14 protein-coding genes are annotated in these 16,323 nt (G+C 63.4%); 4 read left to right on the forward strand and 10 right to left on the reverse strand.

Going from position 1 to position 16,323, the window contains the following annotated elements; translation table 11 throughout:
* Positions 1-381 precede the first annotated feature (381 nt).
* The 5 genes from BA190_RS36295 to BA190_RS36300 form a co-directional block, all read right to left on the reverse strand.
* Positions 382-795 carry a hypothetical protein gene (locus BA190_RS36295; RefSeq protein ID WP_156771791.1) on the reverse strand — a complete coding sequence of 138 codons (414 nt, stop codon included), beginning with the start codon at positions 793-795 and terminating at the stop codon, positions 382-384.
* Positions 792-4,886: a hypothetical protein gene (locus tag BA190_RS32050; protein WP_068298133.1), complete on the reverse strand. Its 4,095-nt coding sequence runs from the start codon at positions 4,884-4,886 to the stop codon at positions 792-794. Before BA190_RS32050 ends, BA190_RS36295 begins: the two co-directional genes overlap by 4 nt.
* Before the next feature lie 433 nt (positions 4,887-5,319).
* A complete protein-coding gene (locus BA190_RS32055; protein ID WP_068298136.1) occupies positions 5,320-5,820 on the reverse strand; it encodes a hypothetical protein in 501 nt (166 codons plus the stop codon).
* A 125-nt stretch (positions 5,821-5,945) separates the two neighbouring features.
* A complete protein-coding gene (locus tag BA190_RS32060) occupies positions 5,946-6,350 on the reverse strand; it encodes a hypothetical protein (protein ID WP_068298139.1) in 405 nt (134 codons plus the stop codon).
* Positions 6,351-6,403: 53 nt separating this feature from the next.
* A complete protein-coding gene (locus BA190_RS36300) occupies positions 6,404-6,571 on the reverse strand; it encodes a hypothetical protein (protein ID WP_156771792.1) in 168 nt (55 codons plus the stop codon).
* A gap of 291 nt (positions 6,572-6,862) precedes the next feature.
* Between BA190_RS36300 and BA190_RS32065 the strand changes: the two genes are divergently transcribed.
* From BA190_RS32065 to BA190_RS32075, 3 genes are all read left to right on the forward strand, one after another.
* Complete coding sequence (locus tag BA190_RS32065) at positions 6,863-7,606, forward strand: LexA family transcriptional regulator (RefSeq protein WP_068298142.1); 744 nt, start codon at positions 6,863-6,865, stop codon at positions 7,604-7,606.
* 92 nt (positions 7,607-7,698) lie between these two features.
* Positions 7,699-8,031, forward strand: coding sequence for a hypothetical protein (locus tag BA190_RS32070; RefSeq protein ID WP_068298145.1), 333 nt, complete (start codon positions 7,699-7,701; stop codon positions 8,029-8,031).
* Between the two features lie 137 nt (positions 8,032-8,168).
* On the forward strand, positions 8,169-8,534 hold the full coding sequence (locus tag BA190_RS32075) for a hypothetical protein (protein ID WP_068298148.1): 366 nt from the start codon (positions 8,169-8,171) through the stop codon (positions 8,532-8,534).
* A 52-nt stretch (positions 8,535-8,586) separates the two neighbouring features.
* Here BA190_RS32075 and BA190_RS32080 read toward each other — a convergent pair whose 3' ends face one another.
* Positions 8,587-9,222: a YceH family protein gene (locus BA190_RS32080; protein ID WP_068298212.1), complete on the reverse strand. Its 636-nt coding sequence runs from the start codon at positions 9,220-9,222 to the stop codon at positions 8,587-8,589.
* 181 nt (positions 9,223-9,403) lie between these two features.
* Here BA190_RS32080 and gmd point away from each other — a divergent pair, with 181 nt between their 5' ends.
* Entirely contained in the window at positions 9,404-10,477 is a 1,074-nt protein-coding gene (gene gmd, locus BA190_RS32085) for a GDP-mannose 4,6-dehydratase (protein WP_068298151.1), read from the forward strand.
* 16 nt (positions 10,478-10,493) lie between these two features.
* Here gmd and BA190_RS32090 read toward each other — a convergent pair whose 3' ends face one another.
* The 4 genes from BA190_RS32090 to BA190_RS32105 form a co-directional block, all read right to left on the reverse strand.
* Positions 10,494-11,435 (reverse strand): GDP-L-fucose synthase, encoded by a 942-nt coding sequence (locus BA190_RS32090; protein WP_068298154.1) that lies wholly within the window; start codon positions 11,433-11,435, stop codon positions 10,494-10,496.
* A 104-nt stretch (positions 11,436-11,539) separates the two neighbouring features.
* Entirely contained in the window at positions 11,540-12,259 is a 720-nt protein-coding gene (locus tag BA190_RS32095) for an outer membrane protein (protein WP_068298156.1), read from the reverse strand.
* A 368-nt stretch (positions 12,260-12,627) separates the two neighbouring features.
* On the reverse strand, positions 12,628-14,991 hold the full coding sequence (locus BA190_RS32100; protein WP_068298159.1) for a TRAP transporter fused permease subunit: 2,364 nt from the start codon (positions 14,989-14,991) through the stop codon (positions 12,628-12,630).
* A 204-nt stretch (positions 14,992-15,195) separates the two neighbouring features.
* On the reverse strand, positions 15,196-16,179 hold the full coding sequence (locus tag BA190_RS32105; protein ID WP_082980188.1) for a TAXI family TRAP transporter solute-binding subunit: 984 nt from the start codon (positions 16,177-16,179) through the stop codon (positions 15,196-15,198).
* Positions 16,180-16,323: the final 144 nt, after the last annotated feature.

Here is a 16,323-nt window from a genome sequence, read left to right on the forward strand (position 1 = left end):
ATTCAGTTCAGTGAATGCGGTGTCCCCACTCTTCCAGTAAAATGTCTTGCCGGTAGCTTGTTCGTAGATCATCCATTCTTTCAATTTCGCTTTTTCTGCAGCATGCGGCAGGTGCCTGCGACATAATATACACATTACGTCTCCGAATACGGCCGTTCTTAAGCTTCGACCTTCTGCTTGCCCCTGAGCATGAAGGTCTTCCAGACCATCACCGTAATTCTCGAATTGCCGCGGCGGCCAGTTGCGCGCTTTCATCGGACTACGCGGAAATTTACATTATGCTATGTTCACGCCGTCTCTTTAGGGCTTGAGCGTGCCGCCAGCTGTGCTCGCAATAGCAACGGCAATGACCAAACATCAGCATCGTAAACACGCCGCGTTTCAATAGGGTGCGATACGCGGTGAGCTTATCTTTTCAGTTTCAAAGAATTGTTTAAATACATCGTATACTAAATCATAATCAGTAAAAATTATGCGAGAATCCCAATCAGAACCTTGCATCTCGTATTTACTATACGGAGAGGCTGGATCAAATGAGGCACGTCGAAAATGTTTTCCGTCTCTTTTGTCATTAAAAACGATAAAATAATGATCGTTCTGAGCGTGTACGCTTAAGGATTTGTCATCGTCTTCGTTGCCGTTGTCAAATTCAAGTGCTACAGATCCATCTTCATGTTGAAGCTCCTGTAATTTTCTTATTATGAAATCCCAATCGCAATTGGACTTGCCACCGCCACCTTCAGGGCGTGGAATGTCGCGAATGAACCAACTTATGTGAAAGTTATTTTTTTTCATGGGTTAACATCTCCGATGCGTTTGATACTACCCATCCCATAATGCCAATATTTAGTGTTGCCTGTCGCGGTTTCATAGATAACCAACCCTTCCAGTTCTGCCGCCGTAGCTGCACGAGCGATATCGACCATACACCAGCCACAAACATCGCGGCCATTGACGACCATATGAAGGAACCGCCCTTTGGTTTGACCAACATCAGCGAACTTCTGAATGAGGGCGACTTCACCGTGGGCGTCCGCCATCTTCTCATTAGGTGACGTTTCGTTGCCGGCGTCTTGTATCCGCTGGGTATCAGTTCGGATTGCATTGGCCGCGAGGGTGTCCTGATTGGGGTCATTATAATCGAATCGAGATTTCTGATTCATACTGAATTTAACAGTATTTCCGACAATGCCGGCTGTAGTAACCTCTGGGTGCGTTGGTTGTTTTCCAGTTGCGATCTGCTGCCGGCGTGTTTCGACAGTCCAATCGGCATAGCCTTGGATAATTGCGCCTCGGAGAAGACGATACCAGGGTGTTTTGTCCGTGACTGGCTTGGGGACCCGCCCTTTTTCTGGCCGATCGGTGGCGGTCGGCACTGTTCCACCCTGGGTTTCTCTCGCGATCAACTCCTTCAAGTCAGTCCTGGCAGCCTCAAGCGCGGCGGAGGCGTTAAGTCCAGCATTTCGATGGGCAGTATAGTCCGCCATATCGATGTGGTCGTCGGGATTAAGAGGGGGCGGAGGGTAGCTTTGGCCTTTTCGCTCCTTGTTAGCCATGGTCGGAGTGGGCGATCCGTCAGGATTCCTATCACGCGCCGTTGAACGATAGGTATCCTTGGCAACCTTCAGCGCTGCCCTGGGACTTCCCGTAAGCATGTACATGCTGTCGTATTTGGCTTCATCATAGGGATCGTCCGGATCTTGAGGAGGACGAGATGGCGGAGGCGGTGCAGGCGGAAGCGAAGAATCGCCCTTGGTGGTGTTGGCTCCGCTTCCCCTGCTGCGATAGCTGATTATCGCCGCATTCAGCGCCTGTTGCCTGGTCATTCCCGCCTTACGGGCGGCATAGTACTCGCCGGGATCGAAAGGCTGATCGGGACTCGACGGTGGAAGGGGTTCGACGAGAGGTTCAGGGCCGTTTTCGCCTTCTTCGCCGGCAGTGGGTGAGTTCAGGTTCGGAGGCTGCGCGGGGGTGGGGAATATCCCGAAGGCGCCGAGAGGGGAGGCTCGCGGTTGCTCCGGCGGGAGCATTCCAATCCCGGCGAGAGCCGGATCTCCCTCGGGGAGGAACCAACGCGTTTCCCAGCCGGTCTGACGTCCTTCCTGTCCTTCCGGAGCCGGCCTGGCCTCGCCCGCTTGTTGGACCACCCGCATGGTGCGGGCAATCGCGTAGGCATAGGCCGGATTGCCGCTGGATGTGTACAGGCTGTCGTAGACTTGCTGGTCATAGCGGGCTGCGGCGGTCTGGGGAGGGCGAGGTATCGGGCCTGGCTGCCCGCCATCGAGGGATGGCCACACATCCGGTTCGCCGGATGTCGGCGTCCGGCGCGCCATGACGATCCGCGCTGGCTCACCTGGTTTGGCGCCCGGCGAGAGGATGAAGTCGAAGCCGCCGGTGGAGACCAGCTCATAGTCCAGGGGATGGCTAGCGGTCCGGCGCAGCGCATCGCTTGCCGCGATGTTGAACAGTTGGAGCCGGTTCGCCTGGATTTCATTGCGTTGGTCGACTGTCCTGTCGGCCCACTTATCCGCTCCGGCAAGCAGGATCTGCGTTGCCTCGGGCGGGACTCTCAAACCGCCAAAGGCCGGTAGCACGTAGGTTTTGGGAATAATCGTGTCAGGATAGGGCTCGGAAACATCCCTGGCCTCGTTCATCGCCAGGAGGAGCGCTCCGGCGATGGCTGCGCTGCCGCCGGCAGCCATCTTTGCAAAAGCGCCGGCCTGCATGCGGAATGCGGAGGCTGCTGCCCCCCGTGGTGAGCGCTCGATGACTGGATGCGATGTAGGCTTGGGTTCTAGCGTTTCCGGTGTGCTGAAAATGCCCGGCCTGGTGGGTGCCTCGGGAGCGCCAACAATCGCCTTGCCGGCATTGTCGACCGTTGCGCCAGGGGGGGCAGGTATTGCTTTGCCGGTATTGATGTTGACCGGCTTGCCCGGCCCCTGGGGGGTCTCGAAGGGCGGTTTGGCGGGGGTGGTGGTAGCGGGCTTTGGCGTATACCCTCCGCCATTGTCGTTGGCCGAGCCACCGCCCGGAGAAGCATCGGTGAGGGTCTTTGGCAGGATCTGCGCATAGAGCGTGGGGCCAGGCAGGCGGATGTCCTGCCCTGCCAGGGCGTGGGCATTGGCGAGGTCGCCGCCGTTGAGCGCCAGATTGCGCCGGACCAGCCGGTCGTAGAGCATGGCGGTGAGGGGATTGATGTCGCCGGGGCCGGCCGCCTGCAGCCGGGTGACCTCGCCCGTCATCGCGGGGGCGAGGTCTATGGCGGTATCGGCGCGAGCAGGGTGCCAGGCGGGATTGGTGCCTCTGGTATCCGCGTGCCCACGCAAGGCGAGCGGGCTCGTCGGCGCCGCCGATGCGGCCAGGTCGGTCGGCCGGCCGGGCTTTGCGTCGGAGGCCGGCTGAGGGGCCTGGCCATCGAAAGCGGTGGCTGGATCGCCGAAGGCCGCGAGGAGCAGGCGGGCGGCGTTGTCGTCGTCGCCCCTGCCATAGGCGGCGAGCGCCGGCGCGGCGAGGCGGGGCAGGCCGAGTCGCATGGCCTGGGCGAACAGGCCGGCCTGCTGGGCGGGATCGGCGGATGCGGTGATCAGGGCGCGGAAGGGAGCGATGCGTTCGGAGAGCGGCCTGGCGGTATCGCCGAAGCGCATCAGCGCCTTGTCGATCATCGCCTTGGGCAGCACGGCGCGGCCCTGGGCCGGCAGGTCCAGCCCGTCCATGGCGGCGTTGGTGGCTGCTAGGGCCGCCCTCAGCCTGTCGGGCGAACTCTCCGCCTCGGTCCAGAGCTTGTCGATGGCGGGATAGACGGCCCTGACATAGGCGTTGGGGTTTTTGTTGCGCGCAGCCAGGTTGAGGGCGATGGCCTGCGCGGCTCGTGCATGGCGCTCCCGTCCCTCCACGAAATCGGCGCCGTTGCCAGTGAACTCGGACGCCTTGGGCCCGAGGCGGGCGAGCCAGGCGGTCTGCTCGGCCGGCGTCATCGCCTTGACGGTATCGACATCCGCACCCAGCTTGACGATGCGCTGGAACTCGGCGTGGCGGCGCGGGCCGTCCTCGCGGCCATAGGCGGCGGTGAAGCGGGCCTCGTCCGGCAAGGTGCCGTCATAGCGGCCGATGCTGGTCAGCGCCGTCTCGGCGTCCCGCAGCATGGGGTCGAGCGTGCCACGGGCGAAGGCCTGATCCTGGTCCCGCCGCAGGAAGGCGTCGCCGATCAGCCGGCCGTGCTCCGCCTTGGGGATTGCGGCAAAGGCCGGGTCGCCGGGCACACCGCCGGCGGCGTCGTCCTGGCCGAGGGCGGCGGCGCCACCCTCCGGATCATCGGCGAAGCGGGTGCGCCAGGCCGCGATGGCAAAGCCGCGCTCGGCATCCTGGCGGCGCTGGGCCTTCTGGACCGTCGTCTGCCCGGAGCTGTCGATCAGGCCGAAATAGGCCTGCCTGGCGGTTGCCAGCAGCGAGGGATCGCGGGACACGTCCCGTTCGTGGGCGGCAAAGGCGTTGTCGAGCTCCCCGGCCTCGTAGCGGGCACGGCCTTGCTGTTCCATCGCGGCCGCCTGGCCGAGCAGGGCGTCGCGGTCGGCGGCCAATCGTGCGGCAAAGGCGGGGTGATTGGCCGGCGAAATCGCCGCCAGCAGCGCGTTGTCGCCCTTTTGCGTGCTCTGCATGATGCCGGCCGCAAAGCCGCTAGCGCCGGGCGGCATGGCGCTCGCAGCCTCGTCGAGCTCGACCTGGCGTTGCCGGCTGCGCTGGTTGAAGCGCTCCTCGTCGTCGAAGGCATTCTGGCTGGTGACCCTGGCCTGGTAGGCGGCGGCCTCGGGAGGGACCTGGCTGGGGCCAGCGACGGGGAATTGCAGGCCCTGGCCACTCTCGGCGTCATAGTCTGGAAAACGGGGCATGGGAGTCCATCGGGCAAAAAAAATCCCCCGCCGGAGGCGGGGGGAATGTTCAAGGATGAGGGATGGGGGCTTGCAGCTGCGCCCCCGAAACCATTGCATGCGCCGGAAGCGGAATGGGTCTCGCGACAGGCTCGCATGTCGCCGTGATCGGCGTGCCGGGAGGGGGCCGTCAGCCTCCGGCGGGGCCGCGGGTCAGTGGGTCACAGTGTTGTGTTGCGGGATTGGGCGCGTCGGCTTCAGCGCAGCGGGATGTCGCGTGGTGTGCGCTCTGCCGTTGTGCGGAGACAAGCGAGACACCAATTTTTGTCATGCCCGGCAATGACACAGGCAGCCGCGAAGGCGTGCGCAGGGCACAAAAAAAGCGCCCGAACCTTTCGGTCGGGCGCTTTTTTTCAGAGTCTTAATTTGCCATATCGGCGGGATGGCGTCAACCTCATAGTCGGCAAAGAATATTCAATCCGCAGCGCAAATCGCCGAGATCGACGTGCTGGTCCTGCAGGATACAGGTCTTGAGAGCCCTGAGATAGCGCTTGCCGTCGGGGGCGTCGTTGAGAGCGGTGAACATGTCCTCGTAGCGTCGGCGCGCCTTGGCGATTGCTTCGGCATCGCCAGCCTCCTCGCCATGACCACCGCTGCCCAGCATCAGCATGTCGAGCGAGCGTGGGTTGGGCGAGGCAAAGCCCATGACCTTGGCGTAGCGGATGACGGCGACGCCGAAGCGGCAGCCCGCCTCATATTGCCGAGCATTGATTTCCTGCTGCAGGCTGAGGCGCCCGAACACCGAGCCGGCGAGCTGGCTGCGCGCGTCCCCGGGCCGGACGCCCATACGAATACGGTTCCTTGTGGCCGTGGCGGTGATTTCGGCGACGCTCTCGCGCTGGAGCCGGCCCGAAGGTTCGCGTTGGCGGATCTTCAAGAAGGGAGAGGGGCGCATCTCGGGCGGCCTCCTGGCTATGGAAGGAAAAGAGGGGTGGATGGAAGCACGGTTGGATGCCCAACCCGTGAAATTACCGAGCCGGCTTATGATTGGGCGGGGTACTTTGAACCCGTTTCCAGGTTTTAGTGTTCGAGCTGACCGGCACACATCTCGGCGGGCGAACCGGTGGGAGAGAAGTCGAGGAAGCGCCAGCTATCGAGAGGCAGCGCCGTCTCTGGCCGCAGGGCGTAGCTTTCCCAGCGCTTGTCGAAGCCGTGTTCGCGCCGGATATCGTTGAGATGCTGCAGGGTGGCCCGGCGATGCGCTTGCGCCTGGCGATCCTGCTCGGCCGTTTCCTCGCTCTCGCCGCCTTCGACCTGATCCTGGGATGGGTCGAGCAGGGCCAGGAGGGCTGTTACGGCCCGATGGTTGCGGCCGAGGGCCTGGGCGATCTGGCGCAGATTGGCACCCTTGGCGCGCAGGGCACGTGCGGCTTCGAGCTGGTCCGCCGCGCGATAGTGCCGGGGCTTGGTGTTCGGCATCGCCATGTCGATCTCCGATGAAAGGGTGTAGGAAGGAGAGGGGCCGGAAGGATGGGTGCTCATCGCAGCCAGGCGGTGATGAGGCTGACGCTCGCGGCCAGGAACCCGCCGGAGAGGGCGCACAAAGCGAGGGCGAGGAGGCGGGAGCCGCCGTCACGATCGGCTTCTGGCCGTGCGTCGGCTGTGATGTCGTGGCGGGCGATGCCCGGATCGTCGGGCTGCTGCATGAGACGGCCTCCTTTTCCTGTCGTCAGGCCATGGGCGGTCACGGCACCGCGGGCTGCCTTCCGGATTGCCCGGGGGCTGCGCGGGGCGCGCAAAGCGTTTGCCTGATCTGTTTTTCCGCACGGCCCGCCGGGAGATGCCCGGCCCGAGATCATTGTCTTATGGCCTTGTAGATCCGGAACGGACCTGCAAGGGCTATAGTGTTAATGTACCCATTATGGGTTCATTAAGCAAGGGGTGTGTTCCCGAAATTAATGCTAGCCAAGGTTCGATTTTTGGAGCATTGTTCCCAGATGGGGAACAATTTGAAGATATTGCGCAACGCCAAGGGCCTGTCGCAACAAGCGCTGGCCGAGGCAATGGGTACAACCAGAACCCAGCTCGTGAAGCTGGAGCGGGGCGAGCGGCGCCTGTCGGACATATGGATCGTGCGGGCCGCCGCGGCGCTGAAGGTCGATCCCGGCGATCTGATGTCGAACCGCTTGCAGCTCACTTCCTTCGATCCCGACGAGCACCAGCCCGACGGCTTCTTCGAGCCGGAAGCGCCCGAGCCGCTCGATCCCGATGCGCCGCCGCGCATTCCCGGCAACGGCATCGTCGAGGTCGATGCCCGTGCCGGCATGGGCGGCGGCGGGCAGGTGGCGCATGCCTATTACCGCGACGGAGACAAGATCGAGACGCGGGATGCGGTGAAGCCCGATCCCTGGGTGTTCCCGCCCTGGTTCCTGCGCGGCATCGGCGCCAAGCCGGGGGAGTTGCTGATCATCGAGGCCAAGGGCGATTCCATGCGCCCGACCATCGCGCCGGGAACACCGCTGATCATCGACACCCGCCACCGGATCCCCTCGCCCGACGGCATCTATGCCATCCGCGACCGCTGGGGCGACATCCAGGCCAAGCGTATCGAAACCTCCAAGATCCTCGGCGACAACGCCATCCGGGTGATCAGCGACAATGGAGGCCATGTCCAGATCGCCCGCAGCGAGGACGAGTTGCAGATCGTCGGCAAGGTCGTCGCCGGCTGGCATTTTTTCTGATTTGGTCTCGGCTTGGCTTGACAAAATGTACCCATATTGGGAACATTATTTCCATAAGCTGCGGGGTTTGTCCGTGATGGGAGCTGTCAGCCATGTCCGACTATACCCTGGCCTTCGAGGAGCTTCATCTCGTCCAGATCGGCGGCCTGCTGGCGGGCCCCCTCGATGGTGCCGCTCACGTGTGCTTCGGTCTTTCCCGCACCGCAATGCGCTTCGACAGCGTGAAGCTCAATGTCTGGAACCGGCAGGAGCGCAAGGCATCCTTCGCGACGCTGCGGGAGGGCGATCCCTGGTTTGACGAAATCTGCAATGCCCTCATCGTCGATGCCGTCTATGGTGCCCTGATCGCCGAAGCCGTGGAAGGGCACTGGGGCCAGAAGCCGAGTGCCTATGACCGCGCCCGTGATTGTCGGGAGGCGGCGTGAAGGAGAAGCCAATATGGTGAGGCGATTTCCAATTGAACCATCTATCGACTTTTCTGGAAAATGCTCCAGGCTCGGTTTTTCGTGTGAGGGGCGCAGTGCCAAACCCCTACGCCTGATCCTGAAGGGGCCGCGCTCAGATGTATTGCTATCTGACCATTCGTCCGCCTTCTCTGGCTTGCGCACCAGTGGATACGCGACGGCTGGTCGCATTCCTGCAAACCTTGCCGGATCTGCATCAAAAGCATCCGGTGTCGTTCGGCAATGCGCCCGGAAAGCCCTGGGTCGACGTGACCATCGTCAAGGCCACCGGCTCCGGCGGGTGGAGCAGCAACGGAACGTTCATTCCGTTGTTCGATCGCGTGGTGCTGGTTGGCACCGAAAGCCCGCCTAGCTATGGCTGGTATTCGGCCCTTGCCGCGCAGATCGCGGAATTTCTCGGTTGGGAGGCGATAGAAGATGGCGAGAACCGGCTGATTTATCCGAATAGAGACCATCCGGGGTGAGGCCTGCTGATACTGTCGTCCGGGTATCGCTGCCGGCGGCAGTATCCCCGAACTAGGCGCCCACCGCGTCGAGCCGTGCCTTGAGGTCGGCAACCTGCTCTTCCAGGGTGCGCACGCGCTCCTCGAGCTCGGCGATGGCCGATGCTGCCGCGGGGCGCGGAGCAGGGGCGGCGATCATGGAGACCTCGACATCGCCCGACAGCAGATGCGCGAAACGGTCCTCGCGCTGGCCGGGCGCCCGCCCGATTTCCTTGACCAGCGGCGGCCGGGCGCTGGCGAGCAGGTCCAGTTCCTGCTTGAGGTCGTCGAGCGAGCCGAAGTTCGCCATGCGGTCGGTCCGGGTCTGCAATTCATTCAGGGTCTGGGGCCCGCGCAGCAGCATCACCGCCAGCAGGGCGGATTGCTGCTTGGTCAGGTTGAAGCGCTGGCCGGCGAGATGCTCGTAGCGCTCGACGCGCGAGCCGAAGGCGCGGCGCACCAGCCCCTGTTGTTCCAGCGTTGCCAGCGTGTGGCCGATCTCCCCCGCTTCCAGGGCCATGACCGGCTCGCGCGACGTCTTCTGGTTGGCCGCGGCCTGCAGCGTGTTCAGCGTCAGCGGATAGGTGTCAGGCGTCAGCAACTGCTTTTCGATCAGGCAGCCGAAGATGCGGGCTTCCATGGCATTGAGAAAGGGCGGTTCCTGGGACATGGGAAAAGCGGCCTGTTTGCGCAAGGGGGATCAGCTTCGAGTGCTACCCGCTCACCGGCCATAACTCAACTGGCCGGCGGGCATTCCTTCTCCGGCTTGCCGGGGCGTGCGCCCTGATCCATACCGGAGGGCACAAGTCGGCAGCCTCTTCGATGGGAGCAATGCCGGCAGGGGAGGCGGCATGAACGGCAGGGACTTGAGTAGCAAGACGGCGCTCATCACGGGTATGACGGGCCAGGACGGCTATTACCTCGCCAGATTGCTGCTGGAGAAAGGCTATGAGGTGCACGGCATCAAACGGCCGTCCTCCTCCTTCAACACGGCGCGGCTCGATGCGATCTATCAGGACCCGCATGTCGAGGGACGGCGCCTGCATATCCATTATGCCGACATGCAGGATGGGCAGAGCCTGGTACGGGTCGTCGATGCCGTTCAGCCCGACGAGATCTACAATCTGGCGGCGCAGAGTCATGTGCGCGTCAGCTTCGACATGCCGGAATATACCGCTGACATCGACGCCGTCGGGCCGCTGCGCCTGCTACAGGCGATCCGCACCCTCAAGCTGGAAGGTCGCTGCCGCTTCTACCAGGCTTCCACCTCCGAGCTCTATGGCGGCCAGAGTGATCAGCCGCAGGACGAGAGTTCGCCGTTCAATCCGCGCAGCCCCTATGCCATCGCCAAACTCTATGCCCACTGGACCACGGTGAACCATCGCGAGGCCTATGGCATGCACGCCTCGAACGGCATCCTGTTCAACCATGAAAGCCCGGTGCGCGGCGAGACCTTCGTCAGCCGCAAGATCACCCGGGCGGTGGCGGCGATCGAGGCTGGCCGGCAGGACAGGCTCTATCTCGGCAATCTCCAGGCCCGGCGCGACTGGGGCCATGCCCGCGACTATGTGGAGGGTATGTGGCGCATGCTGCAGCAGGACCAACCTGGTGACTATGTACTGGCGACGGGCAGGGCCCATTCGGTGCGCGATTTCGTCGAACGGGCCTTCGCCCATGTCGGCCGCTCGCTCGACTGGGTCGGCGAGGGGGTGGAGGAGAGGGGGCTCGAACGGGCCAGCGGACGCGAACTCGTCATCATCGACCCGCGTTACTTCCGGCCGACCGAGGTTGATTGTCTCATCGGCAATGCCGCCAAGGCGCACGCCGCGCTGGGTTGGCAGCATTATACCTCCTTCGAGGCGCTTGTGGCGGAAATGATGACTGCCGACCTCCAGGCGATACGAGGCGGTATTGCGGCAGGATGAAGACGAAGCCGACGTGCTATGCAGGCTTGTCTTCCTGGGCAAGATACCAGGCATAGGTCTGGGCGAGGCCTTCCTCGAGTCCGATGCGCGGGCGCCAGCCAAGCGCGGCGATGCGCGAGGAATCCATCAGCTTGCGCGGCGTGCCGTCGGGCTTGCTGCGATCATGCATGGTGGCACCGGCGTAGCCGACGACGTGCTTCACCGCTTCCAGTAAGTCCAGGATGGTGATGTCCTCGCCAGCCCCGATATTGATCGGCCTTTCATTGGAGTAGTCCCTGGCGAGGCGCACCAAAGCGTCGGCACAGTCGTCGACATGTAGGAATTCGCGCCGGGGCGTGCCGCTGCCCCAGATCTCGATGGCAGGGGCGTCGCGCAATTTGGCTTCGTGCACCCGCCGGATGAAGGCGGCGAGGACATGGCCCGACGCCAGGTCGAAATTGTCGTGCGGGCCGTAGAGATTGCAGGGCATGGCGGCGATGAAGTCGCAGCCATGCTGGCGCCGATAGGCTTGGACCAGCTTGAGGCCGGCGATCTTGGCGATCGCATACCACTCATTGGTCGATTCGAGCGGGCCTGACAGCAACTGGTCCTCGCCGATCGGCTGGGCTGCATTGCGCGGATAGATACAGCTCGAGCCGAGCAACACCAGTTTGCCTACGCCGGCGCGGGCGGCCGCATGCACGACATTGGTCTCGATGGCGAGATTGTCATAGAGGAAATCGGCCGGGAGGCTGGCATTGGCCAGGATACCCCCCACCTTAGCGGCGGCGAGGAAGATCACTTCAGGGCGCATCCGCTCGATCCAGGCTTCGGTATCGGCCTGCCGCCGGAGGTCGAGTTCGGTCCGGTCCACCGTCAGCAAGGTGCAGTCCTCGCTTTGCAGCCGCCGCATCAGGGCGGCGCCGACCATGCCACGATGGCCGGCGACCCAGACGCGCTTGCCTTGCAGCGACATCATCGAGATCCCACTCCGGTTCGGTTGCCGTCGTTTCCTCTATAGCAGGCCTGCAAAAACAAAAACCCGGCGCGAGGCCGGGCTTTCGTCGAAATCTGACGGAAGGATCAGAACTTGTAGCTGACGCCGGCCGTGGCAGTGGTCTGGTTCCAGCCGGCCTTGACGCGGCCATTGGCTGTTTCGTAGCCCTTCTTCTGGAAGTCGGAGTAGCGCACCTCGACGCGGCCGATCCAGTTCTGTGTGAATGCATATTCGGCGCCCAGTCCCACGGTCCAGCCGATATGGGTGTTGGTGTCGCTCGAGGCATAGGCGGAACGGAACTGGCCAACATCGGACAATTTGCCGTTGGCGAAGGCAACACCACCGGTGGCGTAGACCAGAAGATTGTCGAAGGCGTAGCCGGCGCGCAGGCGCAGCGAACCCTGCCACTCACTCTTCATACGCAGCACGCCTGTCGCCTGGCCACCATAGTAGCTGTAGCGATGGCTGCCCTTGAGATCGGTATAGTCGATGTCGGCTTCCCCGCCGATGACGAACTGGTCGATCTGGTAGTTGTAGCCGGCATGGGCGCCGCCGACGAAGCCGTTCATGTCGAACTTATCGGCGGCGACCCGAGCCTGAATGTTTGGGAACAGGCGGCTCTGGTTGTCGTCCTCGCGGCCCCAGCCATAGCCGGCATGCACGCCGACATAGGGGCCGGACCAATCATAGGGCGTATAGGCCGGAGCGACTGGCTCGACCGCCTGCGGTGCGAGGTCGGCAGCGCTGGCGGCGCCTGCAAACAGGGCCACTGCCATCACGGTCGATAGGAATACTGCCTTGAACATGGACGCCCCTCACTCCACCCGATGCCGCCAACGGCTGGCACCGAACCATCTATCTGATTGAATCTATGAGAGAGCCGTGATTCCAAGTCAAAGACATTGCCGGGAATTGAGGCCGGCGGCCATATTTTCGCCGTATGATGTGGCAGATCGGTAACAGTATCTGGGTACCGAGAGGGAATAGTCACTTTCTTGTCGTGGGCGGCCACCACTCAGACCAAAAAACGCAGCTTTTGCAGGGTGTTTGGTTGGAGGATCAGGCCAGGCCTTCGATCAGAGTTTGTTCGACGCCAGTCTGGTAACCGGCGCTGCCCCGCGGCGCCCTTGCGAGGAAGACGAAAAGGCCTGTCTCGTTCCCCTTTACCGATCTTCTAGGCTTCTTTCTCTCCCAGTGTGGGGCGCACGCGCAGCCAGTGCAGCAGGAGGGCCACCCCGAGGAAGGCGGTTCCGCCGAGATCGGCCCAGGCGTCGGCCGCCAGCAGCAAGGCTCCGCCAATGGTGGCCAGGATCCGTTCGAGCGCACTGGCATGGCGCAGGGCATAGCCGGTGGCGCCCATGGCAAGGCCGACGAGGGCGAGGCAGGAGGTGGCCGTGGTCAGCAGCACCTGCAGCCATTCGCCGAGGTCGGCGGGCCAGCCGCCGCCAGGGGCGAGCATGAGCAGGCGCAGGCCGTCCGGCGTCAGGCAGAACATGAAGGGCACCAGAAAGGCCGGCAGCGTATATTTCCAGGCCTGGATCATGGTGCGGAAGGGGGTGCCGCCGGTGATTGCCGCGGCGGCGAAGGGGGCCAGTGCCGTGGGCGGGGAGACGTCCGCCAGCACGGCGTAGTAGAACATGAACATGTGGGCGGCCGGCTCCGGCACGCCGACGCCGGTGAGCGCCGGCACCAGCATCACCGCCGCGATGATATAGCTCGCCGTCACCGGCACGGCGGTGCCGAGGATCCACATGGCAATGGCGGCGAGGATGATCACCACCACCCGCTCGCCGCCGCCAAGCGTGACGATGATCGAGGAAATGGTGAGGCCAAGGCCGGTGAGATTCACCACGGAGACGATGATGCCGGCGCAGGCGCAGATCGAGGCGATGCCGAGCACCGAGCGCGAACCGTCGATCAGGGCTTCGATCATACGCGTGGCGGCAGGATCGGGCGTGCGCCCGGCGCGCAACGCCAGCCACGCTTCGAGGCCGGAGGCGAGCGTGGCGGCTGCCATGCCCCAAAACACGCAGACCGAAATGCGTCCGTCGAAGAGATTGATCAGGCCGAGATTCGCCGACAGGCCGGATTTGCCGAAGCCATAGGCGGCGAGGCCGGCCACCACGCCGATGGCGAAGGCGCGCGGCGTCACCAGGCGGGAATGGCTGCGGATCATCGATAGGCCGAAGGCGATGGCGATCGACCAGAACACCGCCAGGAAGGAGGTGAAGCCCAGGATCAGGAAGACGGCGATCGCGCCGAGCGAGAGGAAATGATAGCCCTCGCTCACCGTCAATTGCCACAGCGAAGCGTCGGAGGTCTTCACCGGCGTGACCTTGAGGCGGCGGGCATCGGCCTCCGTCATCAGCCAGCAGGAGAGGTAATAGAGCAAGGTCGGGATGGTGGCATAGATCAGGATGTCGAGATAATCGACATTGAGATATTCGGCGATGATGAAGGCGGCCGCCCCCAGCGTCGGCGGCGACAGGGTGGCGCCGATGCCGGCGGCCGAGAGCATGCCGCCGGCGACGTTGGGCGTGTAGCCCGAGCGCCGCAGCATCGGCCAGGCGAGCGAGGCGATGGTCACCGTTGTGGCGACGCCGGAGCCTGACACGGTGCCGAGCAGGAAGCCCGAGGTCACCACGGCGCGGCCGGGCGCGGAGGGCGAGGGCGTCTTGCCGAACAGCGCGAAAGCCCAGTCGATGAAGAATTTGCCGGCCCCGCCGCGTTCCAGCACCGCGCCATAGATGGTGAACAGGATGATGAAGGTGGCAGCGACGTCGAGCGGCGTCGAGAACAGGCCCTCCAGCGTCAGGGCATTCTGGCCGATGATACGCTGCAGGGAGAAGCCGCGGTGGTCGAAGGGCTCGGGGATATAGGGCCCGAAATAGCAATAGAACAGGAAGAGGATGGCGATCGCCGGCAGGATCCACCCGACGGTGCGGCGGGTCGCCTCCAGCACCAGAAGGATCAAGGCGCCGCCGAGCACCAGTTCCTCCGGCGTCGGGCGGGTGGGCCGGGCCTTGTAATCCTCGATGGTCAGGCAGAGCACCAGGGCCGTGCCGATGCAGAGCGCGACAAGGATCCAGTCAAGCACGCGGGTGGTGATCAGGAACCGGCTGCGCGTCGCCAACGGCATCAGGGCGAAGGTGAGGCCTACAACCACCAGTTGCAGCGCCGCCAGCAGGCTGCGGGCGAAGATGCCGCCCTGCAGCGCCAAGGCAAGGCAGGCGAGGGCGCCGATAAATCCGGCAAGCCATTCCTCGATCGAGGCGGCGCGCGGCGTGCGGTCGCGCACCAGCGGAAAGAGAGCGAAGACCAGAGCCAGCACGATGGCCAGGAAGCTGACGCGGTAGATCGTGGTGTTGACGGCGAACTGCGTCCAATAAAGCACATAGGCCGAGAGGCCGTACAGCGACAGGCCGGTCACCCGTCCGAGCCAGCCGGACAGATGCGCCGCCGGGCCGCCCTCATTGTCGGAGGCGAGCCGCTCGAATTCCTCTTCGGTCAGCTCGACCCTGGTTTCGGTTTCACGCATGCTGGCTGCTTTGTGATTGGGCGCGATGCCGGCGAACCCTGCTCCTCGCTGAAGGGGCGAGGGTGATTAAAGGCTCCAACCTTCGTCATGCACGGCTTGACCCGGGCATCCAGCTCTCCGCAGGCATCACGTTGAAAGAAACACCGGATTGCCGGGTCAAGCCCGGCAACGACAAAGGTTGCGTATTGGGTTAGCGCCAACCCCTCACTTCAGCACGCCCTTGGCCTTGTAATAGGCCTCCGCAGCGGGATGGAAGGCCACGGCTGTCTTGGTCGCGGCCGTGGCAAGCGAGAGCTTGCGGGCTTCGGGATGGACCTTGTGGATCTCATCGAGATTGTTGAACAGGCCATCCAGCATGGTTGTGACCAGACTGTCCTCGGCTTTGGCCGAGACGATCAGCACATTGGCGATGCCCAGGCCTGCAACATCGCCACTGAGGCCGGCATAGGCGTCCTTCTTGAGGAGGAAAGGGCGGTAGAGACCGGGATATTTCTGCTCGACCACGGCCAGTTCGGCATCGGCCGGGATGAAGCTGATCGGAGGCTGACCGGTGGTGGCGAGGTCGCGTACCGCCGAAGTCGGCACGCCACCGATCCAGAAGAAGGCGGCGACCTTGCCGTCCTTGAGCGCGCCGACGGATTCGGCCACGCCGAGATTGTCGCGCGTCACGTCGGTTTTGGGATCGAGCCCGGCGGCGGCGAGGACGCGGTCGGCGATCGACTCGGTGGAGGAGCCGGCCGAGCCGATGGAAACGCGCTTGCCCTTGAGATCGGCGATGCGGGTGATGCCGGCATCCTTGCTGGCCACCACATGCAGGAAGGAATCATAGAGCACGGCGAGCACCGCGACATCCTGCTTGCCGTCCTGCTCGTAGGCGGCCAGGCCCTGGACCGCATCATAGGTGGAATCGAGCGTGGAAAAGCCGAGCTCGGCCTCGCCGGCATGCAGCAGCTTGGCGTTGTCGACCGACCCGCCGGTGACCTGGGCCGTTGCCTGCAGATTGGGGACCTTTTCAGAGAAGATTTTGGCCAGGCCCCCGCCATAGGGATAAAAAACCCCGCCGGTGCCGCCGGTGGCTACCACCATGCGGATACGCTTTTGCGCCAATGCGGGCGCCGAGAAGGCTGTCAAGGCAAGTCCGGCGCCAGCGGAAAGCAGGCCGCGACGATTGAGGAGCATGGCGGACATGTGGATCTCCCTGGATGATATTCGTTATGGTTGCAGGAGATCATAGGGAGCAATCGCCGATCTGCAAGCATGCTCCGGCGGCTTGCCGAAACGCTACGGCAATCGGAGAATTTTTCATGCGGGGAGGGCTGAGGCCCGATAGAT

The organism is Labrys sp. WJW, from assembly GCF_001676615.1.
GTDB lineage: Bacteria > Pseudomonadota > Alphaproteobacteria > Rhizobiales > Labraceae > Labrys > Labrys sedimenti.

Coding starts and splice junctions, on each gene's coding strand:
- BA190_RS32070 (WP_068298145.1), top strand. CDS start 7,699: ATGTCCGACTATACCCTGGCCTTCGAGGAGCTTCATCTCGTCCAGATC.
- BA190_RS32105 (WP_082980188.1), bottom strand. CDS start 16,179: ATGTCCGCCATGCTCCTCAATCGTCGCGGCCTGCTTTCCGCTGGCGCC.
- gmd (WP_068298151.1), top strand. CDS start 9,404: ATGAACGGCAGGGACTTGAGTAGCAAGACGGCGCTCATCACGGGTATG.
- BA190_RS32060 (WP_068298139.1), bottom strand. CDS start 6,350: ATGGCGATGCCGAACACCAAGCCCCGGCACTATCGCGCGGCGGACCAG.
- BA190_RS32075 (WP_068298148.1), top strand. CDS start 8,169: ATGTATTGCTATCTGACCATTCGTCCGCCTTCTCTGGCTTGCGCACCA.
- BA190_RS32055 (WP_068298136.1), bottom strand. CDS start 5,820: ATGCGCCCCTCTCCCTTCTTGAAGATCCGCCAACGCGAACCTTCGGGC.
- BA190_RS32095 (WP_068298156.1), bottom strand. CDS start 12,259: ATGTTCAAGGCAGTATTCCTATCGACCGTGATGGCAGTGGCCCTGTTT.
- BA190_RS32080 (WP_068298212.1), bottom strand. CDS start 9,222: ATGTCCCAGGAACCGCCCTTTCTCAATGCCATGGAAGCCCGCATCTTC.
- BA190_RS32065 (WP_068298142.1), top strand. CDS start 6,863: ATGGGGAACAATTTGAAGATATTGCGCAACGCCAAGGGCCTGTCGCAA.
- BA190_RS32100 (WP_068298159.1), bottom strand. CDS start 14,991: ATGCGTGAAACCGAAACCAGGGTCGAGCTGACCGAAGAGGAATTCGAG.
- BA190_RS32090 (WP_068298154.1), bottom strand. CDS start 11,435: ATGATGTCGCTGCAAGGCAAGCGCGTCTGGGTCGCCGGCCATCGTGGC.
- BA190_RS36300 (WP_156771792.1), bottom strand. CDS start 6,571: ATGCAGCAGCCCGACGATCCGGGCATCGCCCGCCACGACATCACAGCC.
- BA190_RS32050 (WP_068298133.1), bottom strand. CDS start 4,886: ATGCCCCGTTTTCCAGACTATGACGCCGAGAGTGGCCAGGGCCTGCAA.
- BA190_RS36295 (WP_156771791.1), bottom strand. CDS start 795: ATGAAAAAAAATAACTTTCACATAAGTTGGTTCATTCGCGACATTCCA.